This window comes from Micromonospora sp. NPDC049175 (genome assembly GCF_043197345.1).
Taxonomy (GTDB): Bacteria; Actinomycetota; Actinomycetes; order Mycobacteriales; family Micromonosporaceae; genus Micromonospora.
Window position 1 is genome coordinate 439,651 of record NZ_JBICSY010000005.1, and the last position, 15,221, is coordinate 454,871.

At 71.3% G+C, this 15,221-nt stretch carries 13 protein-coding genes; 10 read left to right on the forward strand and 3 right to left on the reverse strand.

Translation table 11 applies throughout. The annotated features are described in order from the left end of the window. The first annotated feature begins 103 nt into the window (after nucleotides 1–103). From ACGFH8_RS22320 to ACGFH8_RS22330, 3 genes are all read left to right on the forward strand, one after another. Nucleotides 104–1,120: a coiled-coil domain-containing protein gene (locus ACGFH8_RS22320; protein WP_393370046.1), complete on the forward strand. Its 1,017-nt coding sequence runs from the start codon at nucleotides 104–106 to the stop codon at nucleotides 1,118–1,120. A 36-nt stretch (nucleotides 1,121–1,156) separates the two neighbouring features. Beyond that, nucleotides 1,157–2,719, forward strand: a complete 1,563-nt coding sequence (locus tag ACGFH8_RS22325) for a fused MFS/spermidine synthase (protein ID WP_393370049.1) — start codon at nucleotides 1,157–1,159, stop codon at nucleotides 2,717–2,719. A 71-nt stretch (nucleotides 2,720–2,790) separates the two neighbouring features. Further along, nucleotides 2,791–4,431, forward strand: a complete 1,641-nt coding sequence (locus tag ACGFH8_RS22330; protein WP_393370052.1) for a protein kinase — start codon at nucleotides 2,791–2,793, stop codon at nucleotides 4,429–4,431. 41 nt (nucleotides 4,432–4,472) lie between these two features. On the opposite strand, the gene ACGFH8_RS22335 is transcribed toward ACGFH8_RS22330, so the two are convergent. Next, nucleotides 4,473–5,141: a potassium channel family protein gene (locus ACGFH8_RS22335; protein WP_393370055.1), complete on the reverse strand. Its 669-nt coding sequence runs from the start codon at nucleotides 5,139–5,141 to the stop codon at nucleotides 4,473–4,475. A gap of 18 nt (nucleotides 5,142–5,159) precedes the next feature. Continuing rightward, nucleotides 5,160–6,494, reverse strand: a complete 1,335-nt coding sequence (locus ACGFH8_RS22340) for a TrkH family potassium uptake protein (RefSeq protein WP_393370057.1) — start codon at nucleotides 6,492–6,494, stop codon at nucleotides 5,160–5,162. Nucleotides 6,495–6,635: 141 nt separating this feature from the next. Between ACGFH8_RS22340 and ACGFH8_RS22345 the strand changes: the two genes are divergently transcribed. The 7 genes from ACGFH8_RS22345 (at nucleotide 6,636) to ACGFH8_RS22375 (ending at nucleotide 14,247) form a co-directional block, all read left to right on the forward strand. After that, complete coding sequence (locus tag ACGFH8_RS22345) at nucleotides 6,636–7,748, forward strand: glycerophosphodiester phosphodiesterase (RefSeq protein ID WP_393370060.1); 1,113 nt, start codon at nucleotides 6,636–6,638, stop codon at nucleotides 7,746–7,748. Nucleotides 7,749–8,734: 986 nt separating this feature from the next. After that, nucleotides 8,735–9,934, forward strand: a complete 1,200-nt coding sequence (locus ACGFH8_RS22350; protein ID WP_393370063.1) for a substrate-binding domain-containing protein — start codon at nucleotides 8,735–8,737, stop codon at nucleotides 9,932–9,934. A 3-nt stretch (nucleotides 9,935–9,937) separates the two neighbouring features. Further along, a complete protein-coding gene (locus tag ACGFH8_RS22355) occupies nucleotides 9,938–10,681 on the forward strand; it encodes an ABC transporter ATP-binding protein (protein ID WP_088950298.1) in 744 nt (247 codons plus the stop codon). Continuing rightward, complete coding sequence (locus ACGFH8_RS22360) at nucleotides 10,681–11,406, forward strand: ABC transporter ATP-binding protein (RefSeq protein WP_393370065.1); 726 nt, start codon at nucleotides 10,681–10,683, stop codon at nucleotides 11,404–11,406. The genes ACGFH8_RS22355 and ACGFH8_RS22360 overlap by 1 nt, the downstream gene beginning before the upstream one ends. Further along, nucleotides 11,406–12,296, forward strand: a complete 891-nt coding sequence (locus tag ACGFH8_RS22365) for a branched-chain amino acid ABC transporter permease (protein WP_088950297.1) — start codon at nucleotides 11,406–11,408, stop codon at nucleotides 12,294–12,296. The genes ACGFH8_RS22360 and ACGFH8_RS22365 overlap by 1 nt, the downstream gene beginning before the upstream one ends. After that, nucleotides 12,293–13,384 carry a branched-chain amino acid ABC transporter permease gene (locus tag ACGFH8_RS22370; protein ID WP_393370067.1) on the forward strand — a complete coding sequence of 364 codons (1,092 nt, stop codon included), beginning with the start codon at nucleotides 12,293–12,295 and terminating at the stop codon, nucleotides 13,382–13,384. The genes ACGFH8_RS22365 and ACGFH8_RS22370 overlap by 4 nt, the downstream gene beginning before the upstream one ends. 116 nt (nucleotides 13,385–13,500) lie before the next feature. Beyond that, complete coding sequence (locus ACGFH8_RS22375) at nucleotides 13,501–14,247, forward strand: SDR family NAD(P)-dependent oxidoreductase (RefSeq protein WP_393370069.1); 747 nt, start codon at nucleotides 13,501–13,503, stop codon at nucleotides 14,245–14,247. Between the two features lie 69 nt (nucleotides 14,248–14,316). On the opposite strand, the gene ACGFH8_RS22380 is transcribed toward ACGFH8_RS22375, so the two are convergent. Further along, nucleotides 14,317–15,138 (reverse strand): hypothetical protein, encoded by an 822-nt coding sequence (locus ACGFH8_RS22380; RefSeq protein ID WP_393370071.1) that lies wholly within the window; start codon nucleotides 15,136–15,138, stop codon nucleotides 14,317–14,319. Nucleotides 15,139–15,221 lie beyond the last annotated feature (83 nt).

Here is a 15,221-nt window from a genome sequence, read left to right on the forward strand (position 1 = left end):
TCGTGACCGGCGGTCTCCGCCAGCAGGCCGCCGACCGGCGCCGGCGGGGACGCCGCCGCGCAGTTGTTCACCGGGGGCCGGCGGTCGACGGAAGGACGCTTTCGTGCCCAGGACCAGGCTCCACCCGCGGCTCGGTCGCCGCACCCTGCTCACCGTGCTCGCCGCCGTCGCCCTGGTACTCGGCGGTGCCGCCGTTCCCGCGTACGCCGAGCCCGGTGAGGGCGGCAGCAAGAAGCTGCGGGACGCGTTGGAGCTGACCGCCAAGGGGCACATCGAGGCCAAGGCCAAGCTCGACAACTCCAAGCGCCGCCAGACGGCGTTGACCGGCGAGCTGACGGCGATCGAGGGCCGCATGGGTGGCCTCACCGCCCAGGTCGGCGAGGTCGCCGCACAGTCCTACCGGATCGGTCGGCTCGGCCCGGCGTCGATGTTGCTCAACACCGCCACGCCGCAGGCGTTCCTGGAACGTGCCAGCGATCTCGACCTGATGGCCCAGCGGGACAGCAAGCGGCTGCGCGATCTCGTCGAAGCCCGGCAGGAGGCGCAGCAGGCCAAGGTCGCCATCGACGCCGAGGTCCGTGAGCAGCAGAAGCAGCTCGCCGTGATGGCGAAGAAGAAGAAGGAGGCCGAGGAGGCGCTCGCCGAGGTCAGCTCGGGCAGCAGCAACGGTTTCAGCGGCGGCAGCTCCGCCTCGGCGAAGCCCGCCCCGCGTAACTCCGACGGATCCTGGCCGTCGGAGTCCTGCTCGGTGAAGGACCCGACCACCTCCGGCTGCATCACCCCGCGCACCCTGAACGCGCTCAACCAGACCCAGGCGGCCGGCTACAAGCGGCACGTCTCCTGCAAGCGTGAAGGTGGCGGCGGCGAGCACCCGAAGGGGCGTGCCTGCGACTTCGCTGCGGCCACCAACGGCTTCGAGGATCGCAACGCGACAGCCGGCGACAAGGCGTACGGCGACAGCCTGGCCGCCTGGCACGTGCGCAACGCCGACCGACTGGGCGTGCTCTACGTGATCTGGTACCGGCAGATCTGGCATCCCGGCACCGGGTGGCGGTCGTACAGCGGCAGCGGCAGTCCCGCCGCGTCCCACACGAACCACGTTCATCTATCGCTGTACTGACCCTGAACGTCAGCTTCGCTGCGTACCATCGCGACGATGAGTTCCCCAACGCCCGACGTCGCGGCCCCGCCGGCCGCCGCGGCCCCGTCCGTGCCGGTCACCGGCCGGGCGCTGCCCAACGGCCTGGCCGCCTTCCTGGTCTTCTTCTCCAGCGGTGCCGTGCTGGTGTTGGAGACCGTCGCGCTGCGCCTGGTCGGCCCGTACGTCGGGGTGACCCTCCAGGTGACCAGCTCGGTGATCGGCGTCGCGCTGGCCGCGATCGCCTACGGGGCGTGGACCGGCGGCTGGCTGGCCGACCGGCGTAACCCGCGTGGCCTGCTGGCCCCGGCGCTGGTCCTGGCCGGCATCGCCACCGCCGTCACCCTGCCCGTGGTCCGGTACGCGGGTGAGGTGCTGCGCGGTGGCGCGGCCAGCGGCATCCTGCTCCTGGTTTCGCTGGCCGTGTTCGTGCCGGCCGCGCTGTTGGCCGCGGTCACCCCGTTGGTCGTGAAGCTCCAGTTGGCCGACCTGCGCCGCACCGGCCAGGTGGTCGGTCGACTCTCCGGGATCGGCACCCTGGGCGGCATCACCGCGACCCTGCTCACCGGGTTCGTGCTGGTCGCCGCGCTGCGCAGCACCGTCATCCTGGTGACCCTGGCGGTCGCGCTCGGGTTGGTGGGCATCGGCCTCGGCTGGTATCTGCGCCGGCAGGAGCCCACCGACGTGCCCGGTCCGGCGCGGACCCGGGCCGCGCTCGCCGTGCTCGGCCTGGTCGGGGCGGGCCTCAGCACCGTGGCACCGAACCCGTGCGACATCGAGACCGCGTACCACTGCGCCCGGGTCACCACCGACCCGTCCCGGCCCACCGGCCGGACGTTGCTGCTCAACTCGGCCCACCACTCGTACGTGGACCTCTCCGACCCCACACACCTGGAGTACGCGTACACGAAGTGGATCGGCGCGGTCGCCGACGTCGCCGCGCCGGCCGGTCAGCGGCTGGACGCGCTGCACCTGGGCGGCGGCGGGTTCACCGTGCCGCGCTACCTGACCGCCACCCGGCCGGGCACCGAGAACGTGGTGTTCGAGATCGACGGCGGGCTGGTGGAGCTGGGCGAGCACGAGCTGGGCGTACGGACCGGGCCGGAGCTGCGGGCGGTGGTGGGCGACGCCCGGATGCTCGTCGGCGGCGAGCCGACGGACAGCCGTGACCTGGTGGTCGGCGACGCGTTCGGTCACCTGGTGGTGCCCTGGCACCTGGCCACCCGGGAGATGGCTGCCGAGATCCGCCGGGTGACCCGCCCCGGCGGAATGTACGTGCAGAACGTCATCGACTACCCGCCGCTGCGGTTCATCCGCGCCGAGCTGGCCACGGTGGCCGCCGAGTTCCGGCACGTCGCGTTGATCGCGCCGCCGGAGGCGCTCGCCGAGGAGCGGGGTTCCAACTTCCTCATCGTCGGCTCCGACGCGCCGCTGCCGCTGGCAGCCGTGCGGACCCGGCTGGACCAGGTGGATCCGAAGGTGAGCCTGCTGTCCGGTGCGGCCCTCACGGACTTCGTCGGCGGGGCCCTGGTGTTGACCGACGACTACGCCCCGGTGGATCAACTGTTGGCGACCGCCTGATCGGGTGACAACTCTGACCGATTCCGATACTCCAGGTGTAGGACGGTTGATCCTGGGCAACATCGGTCACCATGGGTGGTGGGGACCGAAACGGCGCGCAGCTCCTCGATGAGCGGTACCGACTGATCGAGCAGCTCGGCGCGGGTGGCATGTCGGTGGTGTGGCGCGGCTACGACGAGGTGCTCGGCCGTCAGGTCGCGGTGAAGGTGCTGGCCTCCAGGCTGGCGAGCGACCGGGCGTTCCGCCACCGGATCCGGATCGAGGCGCAGGCCGCCGCGCGCCTCTGCCACCCCAACATCACGAACGTGTACGACTACGGCGAGTCCGAGCAGGTCGGCCTGACCGTGCCGTACGTCGTGATGGAGCTTGTCGACGGCACGTCGCTGGCCAGTCGACTGGGCCGGGAGAGCCAGCTCCCCTGGCGCGAGGCGGTCACGATCGGCGCGGAGGTCAGCTCGGCGCTGACCACCGCCCACGCCCGGGGTGTGGTGCACCGCGACGTCACCCCGGGCAACGTCATGCTCACGTCGACCGGGGTCAAGGTGGTCGACTTCGGCATCTCCGCGCTCGTGGGGGAGAGCGAGAAGGGGCCGGACGGCGCGCTGTTGGGCACCCCCGCGTACCTCGCCCCGGAACGGCTGGACAACGGCCAGGTGTCCCCGGCCACCGACGTGTACGCCGTCGGGTTGCTGCTCTACCGGATGCTCACCGGCCGGCTGCCGTGGCGAGCCACCACGACCACCCAGATGTTGCGCGCCCACATGTACAACGACCCGGAGCCGATGCCCGCCGTCGACGGCCTGCCCGCCGGGGTGACCGACCTGGTGGGGCGCTGCCTGGCGAAGCGGCCCGCCGACCGACCGGCCACCGCCGAGGTGACCCGGATCCTCGCCGACGCGGCCGGGATGCTCGCGGCCGTGCCGGTCTCCCCGGCCGCCGGCCCCCTGGACCCGGCCCTGCTGGGCAGTGCGCGTACCACGATCCTGCCCTGGTCGGCGGCGACCGACGCGTTGCCGCTGTCGCGTACCCGCAATCGGGACCGGCGCGCCCGGCAGCGGGTGACCAGGCGTCGGCGGGTGGAGGCCGGGGTGGCTGCCGTCGGGCTGATCGCGGTCACCGGGGCGATGTGGGGATTCACCTCACGCAGTCCGGCCAGCGGCGAGGGCCGGCCGACGACCGAGGCCCGCATGGGCCTGCCGACGAAAGTGCCGTGCGAGGTGGCGTACGCGCTGCGCACCGACTCCGGCACCGACTTCGCGGCGGACCTGACGCTCACCAACACCGGTGACCGGGACCTGCGGGACTGGGCGATGAGCTTCAGCTTCCCCGGTCAGCAGACGGTGACGAAGTCGGAACCCGCGCCCGTGCACCAGCAGGGGAGCACCGTGGTGGTCCGGCCGGCGGACCAGCGCGCCGCACTGGCACCCGGCGCCGCCGAGAAGCTGACCCTCACCGGCACCTACAGCGGGGCGAACCCGCTGCCTGTGGAGTTCCGGCTCGGCGAGGTGGCCTGCGGGGTGCGCGTCTCCGGGGTCGCCGGCAGTACGCCGTCCACGGCACCGCCGATCAAGGCGGCCACCACGCCGAAGGCCCCGCCGAAGAAGGCGACGGCACCCGGCGGCTCCGGCGGTGGCGCCCCTAAGGCGAAGCCCCCGAAGGGCCCCGCCAAGCCCGGTCACGGCAAGGGGCCGGGTGGTCCGGGAAAAGGGTGAAAGCCCCGGAGCGGCACCGCGGTGGGCCCGGCAGATGACCGTCAGCGTCGTTCCGCGAACCGTTGAACCTGGTTGATGCCACCCTCCACCACCAGCAGCCCACCCTGGGCCAGCGCGGTGTCGTCCGCGGCGTACCGGAAACGCTCACCGGGCGCCTTCGCGCCGATCACCCGGACCCCGGAACGATCCTCCGGACGCAGGTCGAGCAGGGTGCGCCCGACGAGCGACTCCGGCACCCGGACGGTGGCGATCGCGAAGTCGTCGTCGAACTCGATGAAGTCGAGCAGCCGGCTGACGATCAGGTGCGCCACGCGCTCGCCGGTCTCCGCCTCCGGAAAGATCACGTGATGCGCGCCCACCGACGACAGGATCTTGGCGTGTTTCTGCGAGGTGGCACGTGCCCAGATCTGCGGCACACCCAGCTCGACCAACGCCAGCACGGTGAGGACGCTGGCCTCCACCGACGCCCCGATGGCCACCACCGCCCGCCCGAAGCTGGTGACGCCGAGCTGCCGTAACGCCCCCTCCTCGGTCGCGTCGGCCTGGACCACCCGGTCGAGCTGGTCCGAGAAGCGCTGCACCTTCTCCGGGTTGCGGTCGACGGCCAACACCTCGCGGTCCATCCGGGTGAGCGACGCGGCCAGGTGGCAGCCGAAACGACCCAACCCGATCACCACGATGCCGCCGCCGTCCGATCGTCTCGCCGACACCTCGACCCTCCTCGCTTCCTAGCCGACAATTGGTTGTTCCTGCGGATAGCGGTAGAGCCTGCGCCTGGTGTTCAGGGCGATCGCCGACCCGAGGGTGAGCGGCCCGACCCGGCCGATGAACATCAACACCGTCAACACCAGTTGACCACTGGCCGGCAACTCGCCGGCCAGACCGATGGTGAGCCCGGTGGTGCTGAACGCGGAGGTGACCTCGAACAGGGCCGCCACGAACCGCACGCCCTCGGTGAGCAGCAGCAGGAGCATGGTTCCGGCCGTGACAAGCGCGACGCTGAGCAGGGCCACGGTCACCGCCTGCCGCTGGCTCGCGGTGGCCACCCGGCGGTGCCCGACCGTCACGTCGGGCTCGCCGCGCAACTCCGCCCAGATGGTGAACGCGAGCAGGAAGAACGTGGACACCTTGATGCCGCCGGCCGTGCTGGCGCTGCCGCCGCCGATGAACATCAGCACGATCAGCAGCGGGTAGCTCTCCTCCTGGAGGTCGGCGATGTTCAGCACGGTGAAACCGCCGGTGCGGCTCAACGCGATCTGGGTGAAGGACGCGAGCACCTTGCCTCCGGCGTCGTACGAGCCGATGGTGCTGGCGTTCGTCCACTCGGCGGCGAGCAGGCCGACGAAGCCGAGCAGCAGCAGGGCGATGCTGCCCCAGATGGTCAGCTTGGTCGCCACCGCCCACCCCGCCGGCTTGCGCCACTCCCGGACCGCCTCGAACAGGGCGGGGAACCCCAACCCGCCGACGATGGCCCCGAACGCCAGCGGCAGCGACACCCACGGATCGCGGTCGAAGGCCAGCAGGCCGTCGGTGTAGAGCGCGAAGCCGCCGTTGTTGAACGCCTGGACCGCGTGGAACACGCCCGACCAGAGGGCCCGTCCGGGCGGATAGTCGTACGCCCACCAGAGCCGGCCGGCGACCAGAGCGGTCATCGCGGCCTCGCAGGCGAAGACGGTGATCGCGATCCGGCGCAGCAGCCGGCCCACGTCACCGATGCCGAACTCCGCCGTCTCGGCCTGCACCAGCAGCCGGTTGCGCACGCCGAGCTGGCGGGCGACCACCAGGATGACGAGCGCCGCCGCGGTGAGGATGCCGAGACCGCCGAGCTGGGTGAGCAGGGTGATCACCACCAGTCCCCAGCCGGACCAGTAGTTGGGGGTGTCGGTGATGGCCATGCCGGTGACCGACACCGCCGAGGTGGCGGTGAAGAGGGCGGTGACCAGCGGCGGGCGCTGGTGATCGACGGTCGCCCACCGTGCCATCAGCAGCCCGGCGCCGAGCAGGATCGGCACCAGGAAGGCGAACGGCACCAGCCGCACGGGGTTGCGGAAGAACCGGCGCACCAGACAATCTTCCTTTTCCGCCCGTCGCCCGGCGGGGGAACGCGCATTCCGGAGATTCACCTTCCGGCCAGCCATCGACCAACTGCCGGTCAACCCGGGGCGATCTGCTGAAGCCGCTTCCCCCGACGACAGGAGACGGCGATGCGACGTACCCTTCCGACCCTCGGCCTGGCCGGCGTGCTGCTCGCCGCCGCCGTGGCCGTGCCCACCATGGCCGAGGCCGGTCCGGCGACCGACGCGGACCGCTCCCGGCCGAACGCCCGGCCGATTGTGATCGCTCACCGGGGCGCCAGCGGCTATCGACCGGAGCACACGTTGGAGGCGTACCGGTTGGCGATCCGGATGGGCGCCGACTACATCGAGCCGGACCTCGTCGCCACCTCCGACGGGGTGCTCGTCGCCCGGCACGAGAACGAGATCTCCGGCACCACCGACGTGTCGACGCACCAGGAGTTCGCGGCCCGTAGGGCGACGAAGACCATCGACGGCGTCGCCGTGACCGGCTGGTTCACCGAGGACTTCACCCTGGCCGAACTGAAGACGCTGCGGGCCAAGGAGCGACTGCCGCAGGTCCGCGTGGCGAACACCGCGTTCGACGGCCGCTTCGAGGTGCCCACCCTCCAGGAGGTCATCGACCTGGCCCGGACCGAGGGGCGGGCACGGGGCCGCACCATCGGCATCTACCCGGAGACCAAGCACCCGACCTACTTCACCTCGATCGGCCTGCCGTTGGAGGAGCCGCTGCTGCGGGTGCTGCGGCAGAACAAGCTGGACCGGAAGAACTCGCCGGTCTTCATCCAGTCGTTCGAGACGGCCAACCTGCGCCGGCTCAGCAAGCTGACCGAGGTCAAACTGGTCCAACTGCTCGACGCCACCGGCCGCCCGTACGACTTCACCGCCGCCGGCGACACCCGCGGCTACCAGGACCTGGCCACGCCGGCGGGGCTGAAGTGGATCGCCGGGTACGCCGACGGCATCGGCGCGAACAAGAACCTGATCGTGCCCCGGGACGCCGCCGGCGCCCTGCTCGCCCCTACAAACGTCGTGCGCGACGCGCACCGGGAGCGGCTGCTCGTGCACTCCTGGACGTTCCGCGCGGAGAACCAGTTCCTCCCCGTCGACTTCCGGATCGGCGCCGACCCCAACGCGCGCGGCGACATCACGGCCGAGTACGAACTCTTCCTCGGCCTGGGCCTCGACGGCGTCTTCAGCGACCACCCGGACACCGCCGTCGCCGCCCGCGCCGGCGCCTGATCCGCCCACCTTCTCATCGTCGGCCCGGAGCTGATCCGCCCAGGCCGGCACCTGGCCCCTTCGGACCGTCGGCCCGGAGCTGATCCGCCCAGGCCGGCACCCGGCCCCTTCTCAACGTCGGCCCGGAGCTGATCCGCTGCGAGCCGACCGCCGGGCCGATCACGCCTGGCCCATCCGCTGGCCCGTCGTCCGCCACCCGGACGACGGGCCAGCGGCACGTCCGGGCCACCGCTCGCAAGATCGCGTCGGGGGCGTCGGGGGCGTCGGGGCGGGCTGAGGCAGCAACTTCACCGATGTTGCTGTATCGCCGCCGATTGAGGCAGCACCATCGGGGAAGTTGCGCAGATCTTGACCGCTGGGCGTGGCGGGTGGGTTGGTTTGGACGGGTAGGTGGCGCTGCCGCCGGAGGAGTCGGCGACGTACGTGCCGCGACCGGGCTGACCGTTGACCAGCTCGCCGTCGTGCAGCAGTGACATCGCCCGCGAGGCGGCTTTCCTGTGCCCGGCGTAGCTCTCGGCGAGCGTTCGCGCGCTTGCCCGTCCAAGGTCACGCTCGATCCAGGATCGAGTGGTATCCCCGCGCGTCCGAGGCCACTACATCCATGATCGAGCACGATCTTGGACGGGTGAGCTGGACTTCGGGCGCGACTTCGCCGATGGTGCTGCCGCACGCACGCACGCACGCACGCACGCACGCACGCACGCACGCACGCACGCACGCACGCACGCCCGCCCGCGCCCGGCCGACCACGACGGGTCCTGCGGTTGAGCGGGCGGGGCCTGTGGCGCGAGGCGACACACGCGTCGGGAGGTCCGTGGGGGTTTGGGCCATCGGACGGGGAGGGCTCCCGGGTGGTGGTGCGGCCCGTTGTAACCTCCGGCCACCTCATTCCCGTTACTTGTGTGTTTCCGCCACATAGCCCGTGGGTGACGTCACTTCTAGCGTGAGCCGACAACACAGCATCCTGTCCTCACCCTGGAGTCGCGATGACGGTCCGGCACACGCGGCGGGCGTTCCTCTCCGCCGCCACGATGATGGCTGCGGCACTTGCCGCCACGGCCTGTGGTAGCCCGCAGGACACCGCCACCGGCGGCGGCGACAACGCCGCGCCGGTCAAGATCGGCCTGGTGTACTCCCAGTCGGGAGCCCTGGCCAGCTACGGAAAGCAGTACATCGAGGGGTTCAAGGCGGGGCTGGACTTCGCCACCAAGGGCACCGGCAAGGTCGGTGACCGGAAGATCGAGCTGACCGAGGTCGACGACGCGGGTGACCCGGCCAAGGCGGTCTCCGCCGCGAAGGACCTGATCGGCAAGGGCACGAAGATCATTGCCGGTTCCACCGCCTCCGGGGTGGCGCTCCAGGTCGCGCCGATCGCCGCGCAGAACAAGGTCATGTTCATCTCCGGCCCGGCTGCCACCGACGCGGTGACCGGCGCGAACAAGTACACGTTCCGATCCGGGCGGCAGTCCTACCAGGACGTGGTGACCGCCAAGTCGTTCATCGGCGACCCGACCGGCAAGAAGGTGGTGGTCTTCGCCCAGGACGGCGCGTTCGGCGACGCCAACGAGGCGGCCGTCAAGGCCGTCATCGGCGGTGCGGGCGCCAGCGTGAGCAGCGTCCGGGCACCGGCCAGCGCCACCGAGTTCACCCCGTTCGCCAGCCAGATCAAGGCGGCCAAGCCGGACCTGCTCTTCGTGGCCTGGGCCGGCACCACCGCCCCGGCCATGTGGCAGAGCCTCGACCAGCAGGGCGTGCTCTCGTCCACCACCGTCGTCACCGGCCTGGACATCCGCTCGTCCTGGCCCACCTTCGGCGCGGCCGGCACCAAGATCTCCTTCCTGTCGCACTACTTCGACGGCGCCAGCGACACCGAGGCCAGCAAGGCGCTGAAGGCCAAGGTCAGCACCATCGACCTGTTCCACCCGGACGGCTTCGCCGCCGCCCAGATGGTGGTCCGCGCGGTGCAGGAGGGTGGGGACGACGTCGACAAGATGGTCACCGCCCTGGAGGGGTGGAGCTTCGACGGGGTCAAGGGCAAGATGACCATCCGCGCCGCCGACCACGCGCTGCTCCAGCCGATGTTCCAGGCCAAGCTGACCGGCAGCGGCACCGCGTTCACGGCGACCGCGCAGAAGAGCCTCACCGGTGACGAGACCGCGCCGCCGGCCGTGGCCATGAAGGGCTGAGCCATGCTCGCCACCCGCGGTCTGACCTGGCGGATCGGTGAGGTCGCCATCGTCGACAGCGTCTACCTCGATCTCGCGCCCGGGGAGTTCCTGGGCGTGATCGGGCCGAACGGCGCCGGCAAGACCTCACTGTTCAACCTGATCACCGGCCTGCGCCGGGCCACGGAGGGCCGGATCGTCCTGGACGGGCAGGACATCGGTGCGCTTCCGCCGCACCGGCGGGCCCGCCTCGGGCTGGGCCGTACCTTCCAGGCGTCCTCGGTCTTCGGCTCGCTCAGCGTGCGGGAGAACGTCCGGCTCGCCGTGCAGGCGCACCGCGGGGGCTCGATGGCACTGTGGCGGCGGGCGGCGGCCGACCGGGAGGTCGCCGCCGCCGCCGACGCGGCGCTCGACCGGGTCGGCCTCGCCCACCGAGGTACGGCACTCGCCGGCACCCTGGCCCACGGCGAGAAGCGCAAGCTGGAGATCGCCCTGCTGCTCGCCGGTGAACCGCGGGTGATGCTGCTGGACGAACCGATGGCCGGCGTCAGCGCCGAGGACATCCCCGAACTGGTGGCCGTCATCAAGTCTCTGACCGGCGACAGCGGCCGGGCGGTGCTGATGGTCGAGCACCACATGGACGTCATCCTGGAGCTGGCCGACCGGATCGCCGTCATGCACCACGGCGCGCTGCTGGCCTGCGACACCCCGGAGACGGTGATGGCCAACCCCACGGTGCAAGAGGCCTACCTGGGGGAGTCGCTCTGATGGAACCAGTTCTCACGGTGGAGGACCTGTCGGTCCGGATCTCCGGGCTGCACATCCTCCAGGGGGTGTCCTTCACGGTCGCCCCGACCGGCGTGACAGTCCTGCTCGGCCGCAACGGCGTCGGCAAGACCACCACGTTGCGTGCGATCGTCGGCCTCACCCCACCCGCCGGAGAGGTCCGCGGCACCATCCGGATGGGCGCGCAGAGCCTGCTGGCCCAGCCCACCCACCGGCTGGTCCGCGGTGGGCTCGGCTACGTGCCGGAAGACCGCTGCGTGTTCGCCGGCCTCACCGTCGCCGAGAACCTGCGGCTCGCCGAGCGGCGCGGCACCAGCCCGGCGTACGACAAGGTCTTCGCGCTCTTCCCGGAGCTGGACCGGCGCGGACGGCAACGGGCCGGCTCGCTCTCCGGCGGCCAGCAGCAGATGCTCGCGATCGGGCGGGTGCTGCTCAACGACAACCGGCTGCTGCTGGTCGACGAGCCGACCAAGGGGTTGGCGCCGAAGGTGGTGACCGAGGTGGCCGAGGTGTTGGAACGGGTCGCGGAGTCGGTGCCGGTGCTGCTCGTCGAGCAGAACCTGGCGGTCGTACGCCGGCTGGCCCGCGACGCGGTGGTGCTGGCCGCCGGCAAGGTGGCCTGGACCGGCGACGCCCACGAGTTGCTGTTGGAGACGGCGCTGACCAAGTCGCTGCTCGGGGTGGGCTCGGCGGAGGTGAACCACTGATGGGCACCGTGATCCTGTTGGCGTTGACCGGGCTCGGCCTGGCGGCGCTGTACTTCCTCGTCGCGTCCGGCCTGTCCCTGGTCTTCGGCCTGGCCGACGTGCTCAACTTCGCGCACGGGCTGTTCCTCGGTGTCGGCGCGTACGGCACCTGGTGGGCGGCGGGCAACCTGCCGGGCGCGGGCTCCGACGGGTTCGGCTTCGTGCTCGCGGTCGCCTTCGGGGTGGCCGCCGGCACGCTCGTGGCGATCCTGGTCGAGCTGGTGCTGATCCGCCCGCTCTACTCCCGCACCATCGAACAGGTGCTTGTCACCGTCGGCCTGTCCCTGGCCGGGGTGGCGTTGTTGCAGGCCACCTGGGGTGCGGACGCCAGGCCGTTCCCGCGTCCGGACTGGACCCGGCAGGTGACCGGCATCCTCGGCGCGCAGGTGCCCAACGGGGGCCTGCTGCTGATCATCGCGGCGGTGCTGGTGCTCGGCGCGATCCTGGCGTTCCTGCGCTGGACCCGCTACGGCCTGGTGATCCGGGCCGGGGTGGAGAACCGGGAGATGGTGACCGCGCTCGGCATCGACGTGCGCAAGGCGTTCACGCTCGTCTTCGCGATCGGTGGGGCGGCCGCCGCGCTCGCCGGGGCCCTCGGCGGCGTCTACTTCGGCACCGTCTCGCCCGGCCAGGGCAGTTCGCTGCTGATCTTCGCGTTCATCGTGGTGGTGATCGGGGGGATGGGCTCGGTGGTCGGCTCCGCGTACGCGGCGGTCGTCGTCGGGCTGGTGCAGCAGTTCGTCAACTACTACGGCACGTCCGGGCTCGGCGACATCTGCGTGGTCGGGCTGCTGGCCGTGGTGCTGCTGCTGCGCCCGCAGGGCATCGCCGGAAAGGTGGCAACGGCATGACGCTTCTCGACGTGACCCCGGCACCGGCACCCACGTCGCCGCGACCAGGCCGGGTGCACCGCATCCGCCCGTTCCTGCCGCTTGTCGCGGTGGTGGTGTTGGCGATCCTGCCGTACTCGACGATCTCCCTGCCGGGGATCTTCGAGGGGCCGGTCAACTCGCCCGGCACCCTGCAACTGCTCGCCATCTGCCTGATCTTCGGCGGCCTGGCCGCCGGGTACGACCTGCTCTTCGGCCGGACCGGCATGCTCTCCTTCGGGCACGCGCTGTACTTCGCCGCCGGGGTCTACGGCACCGACATCCTCGTCACCAGGGCCGGGCTGCCGCTGTGGCAGGCGGCGCTGCTGACGATCACCGGCGGCACCATCCTCGCGGCGCTGCTCGGCGCGGTGGCGTTGCGGACCGTGGGCATCGCGTTCGCCATGGTCACGTTGGCCTTCGCGCAGGTCGGAGCGATCCTGGTGGCGCGGGACTTCGGCGGGCTCACCGGTGGCGAGGAGGGCCTGCCACTTGACGTGTCCGGGCTGCCCGCCGGGCTGGTCGGGGTGACGAACACGGTGAACCTGTACTGGCTGGCACTCGCGTACCTGACGCTCGTGGTCTTCGTGGTGCACCGGGTGAGCGGTTCGCCTACCGGCCGGGTGCTGGCCGGGCTGCGCGACGACGAGCGGCGGATCGGTGTGCTCGGACTGGACCCGTACCGCTACAAGCTTGTGGCGTTCACCCTGGCCGGCGGGCTGGCGTCGGCGGGCGGGGTGGTTTACGTCCTGATCGTCGGTGGCGCCTCACCGCACATCACGTCCTCCGAGCTGACCCTGTCGCTGCTGGTCATGGTGGTGCTCGGCGGGCCGGGCACCCGGTGGGGACCGGTGCTCGGTGGCGTCCTCTACATGTACCTCGACCACCGGCTCACCGCGTTCGGCACGAGCGACGCGGTGGACAACCTGCCCGCCGTCCTCAGCCGCCCGCTGAGCCAGCCCCTGTTCGTCCTGGGCACGGTCTTCATCCTGGCCGTCTACTTCTTCCCCGGAGGCCTGACCAGCCTCGCCCCCCGCCTAGCCAAAACCCTCCGCCGCCCCCCACCCTGACCCGGCCCCCTGCTCTCTTTTGACCCCGTCGATCATGGCGTTATAGCCACGACACGCCGTCGCGAATGGCGATAACGTCATGATCGACGGGGTTCTCTGTCTGGGGAGGTTGGGGAGTGGGAACTGCGGTTGCTGTTGTTAGTGGGGGCGGGACCGGGATCGGGGCGGCCGTTGCGGGTTCGCTCGCGCGGGACGGGTACGACGTTCTGATCGTTGGGCGGCGGGACGATGTGGTGACTGCTGCCGCCGAGCGGATCTCTTCCGAGTGTGGGCGGCCGGACGCCGTGACGGCCGTGACCGCGGACCTGACCGAGGCGGCGCAGCTCGACCGGGTGCTCGCGGCGGTCGACGGTCGGCCGGTCGACGTGGTGGTCAACAACGCCGGTGGCTACCTGGGCGGGGACACCGGCACGCTGGAGGGGACCGCCGCGCACTGGCGGGCCAACCTGGACGCCAACGTGCTCACCGCCGTGCTGCTGACCGAGGCGTTGCGGCCGGTCCTGCGTCGGCCCGGCGGGCGGGTGATCCTGGTCAGCTCGATCGCCGCCCAGCGTGGGGGCGGTGGGGCGTACTCGGCCGCGAAGGCAGCCCTGCACGGCTGGGCGTACGACCTGGCGGCCAAACTCGGCCCGGACCAGATCACGGTGAACGTGGTGAGCCCCGGCTATGTCGCAGAGACCGAGTTCTTCGGCGACCGAATGACCGCCGAGGGGCACGCGCAGCGGGTGGCGGCGACCCTGGTCGGGCGGGCCGGGCTACCCGATGACATCGCCGAGGCAGTCCGCTATCTCGCCAGCCCGGCCGCCGGCTACGTCACCGGCCAGATCCTCGGCGTCAACGGAGGATCGGTCCTCGGCCGCTGACCACGCGAGCACAGACGGACGCGGAGGACGGCGACCCCCCGTGTGGTCGCCGCCCTCCTACGTGGTCGGTCAGCCGTTCAAGATCTCGTACGCCATCTTCGGCGCGACCGTCGCGGCGGCGCCGGTCGGCACGCTGATCTTCGGCGCGGCGCCGTAGTCGGCGTAGTTGACGACGTAGTCGTACGCCTTCGCCTTGCCGGCCGCCGGGATCTTCAGCGTCAGCGAGGACAGGCGCTTGTCCGCGCCGACGACAGCGGTGAAGGGCACCGTCTTGCCGGCCTCACCAAGCGCCGCCGCCTCACCCTCCTCCAGCACCTCGGCGGCGTTACCGGTGCTGACGTCGATGACCCCGGCGTACTGCCCGGGGCTCTTCTCCTGCACCGAGGTGGCCGCCTGGATCAGCGGACCCGCGTTGCCCTGGTCGACGCCGTCGTAGGCCGGAATGGTCTCGCTGTCGGCGAGCTTGGTGCGGTCCAGCTTCATCCACTTGTCCGGGAACTTCGGCAGGCCCGCCTGGCCGGTCAACTTCATCTTCATCCAGGCCTCCTCCGCAATGATCAGCACCGACATCTTGACGGAGATGCCGTCGGCGCCGGCCGGAATCGTGGTGTTCAACTCGACGCCCTTCGCGTCCGGGTCGACTCGTCCGCTGATCGTGCTGGACGCGTCCCTGCCACTGAACCGGAACGTCCCCTCGGCCCCGTCCGGAACGGCATCGAGGAGCGCCTGCTTCGGGTCGGCGGTCGGGCTGGCGCTCGGGCTGCTCTGCGGTGCCGAGGCCGGTTCGGTCTTGGGCCCGCACCCCCCGAGCAGGGTGGTCGTGGCCAGCATGGCGGCGATCACGCCGACCGTGCGTCGGGTGGTGCTCGCGCTGCCCGTTGCCTGTGTCATCACATTTCTCTTTCTCGCTGCGTGGCTGGTGCCGATGACCATGGTGGCGGCAGGCACGGCGGTGCGGCTGCCGATATGCTGCC

Bases quoted from the DNA above. Each gene is read 5' to 3' on its own strand.
- ACGFH8_RS22325 (WP_393370049.1), top strand. From the start codon at position 1,157: ATGAGTTCCCCAACGCCCGACGTCGCGGCCCCGCCGGCCGCCGCGGCC.
- ACGFH8_RS22330 (WP_393370052.1), top strand. From the start codon at position 2,791: ATGGGTGGTGGGGACCGAAACGGCGCGCAGCTCCTCGATGAGCGGTAC.
- ACGFH8_RS22345 (WP_393370060.1), top strand. From the start codon at position 6,636: ATGCGACGTACCCTTCCGACCCTCGGCCTGGCCGGCGTGCTGCTCGCC.
- ACGFH8_RS22350 (WP_393370063.1), top strand. From the start codon at position 8,735: ATGACGGTCCGGCACACGCGGCGGGCGTTCCTCTCCGCCGCCACGATG.
- ACGFH8_RS22355 (WP_088950298.1), top strand. From the start codon at position 9,938: ATGCTCGCCACCCGCGGTCTGACCTGGCGGATCGGTGAGGTCGCCATC.
- ACGFH8_RS22360 (WP_393370065.1), top strand. From the start codon at position 10,681: ATGGAACCAGTTCTCACGGTGGAGGACCTGTCGGTCCGGATCTCCGGG.
- ACGFH8_RS22365 (WP_088950297.1), top strand. From the start codon at position 11,406: ATGGGCACCGTGATCCTGTTGGCGTTGACCGGGCTCGGCCTGGCGGCG.
- ACGFH8_RS22370 (WP_393370067.1), top strand. From the start codon at position 12,293: ATGACGCTTCTCGACGTGACCCCGGCACCGGCACCCACGTCGCCGCGA.
- ACGFH8_RS22380 (WP_393370071.1), bottom strand. From the start codon at position 15,138: ATGACACAGGCAACGGGCAGCGCGAGCACCACCCGACGCACGGTCGGC.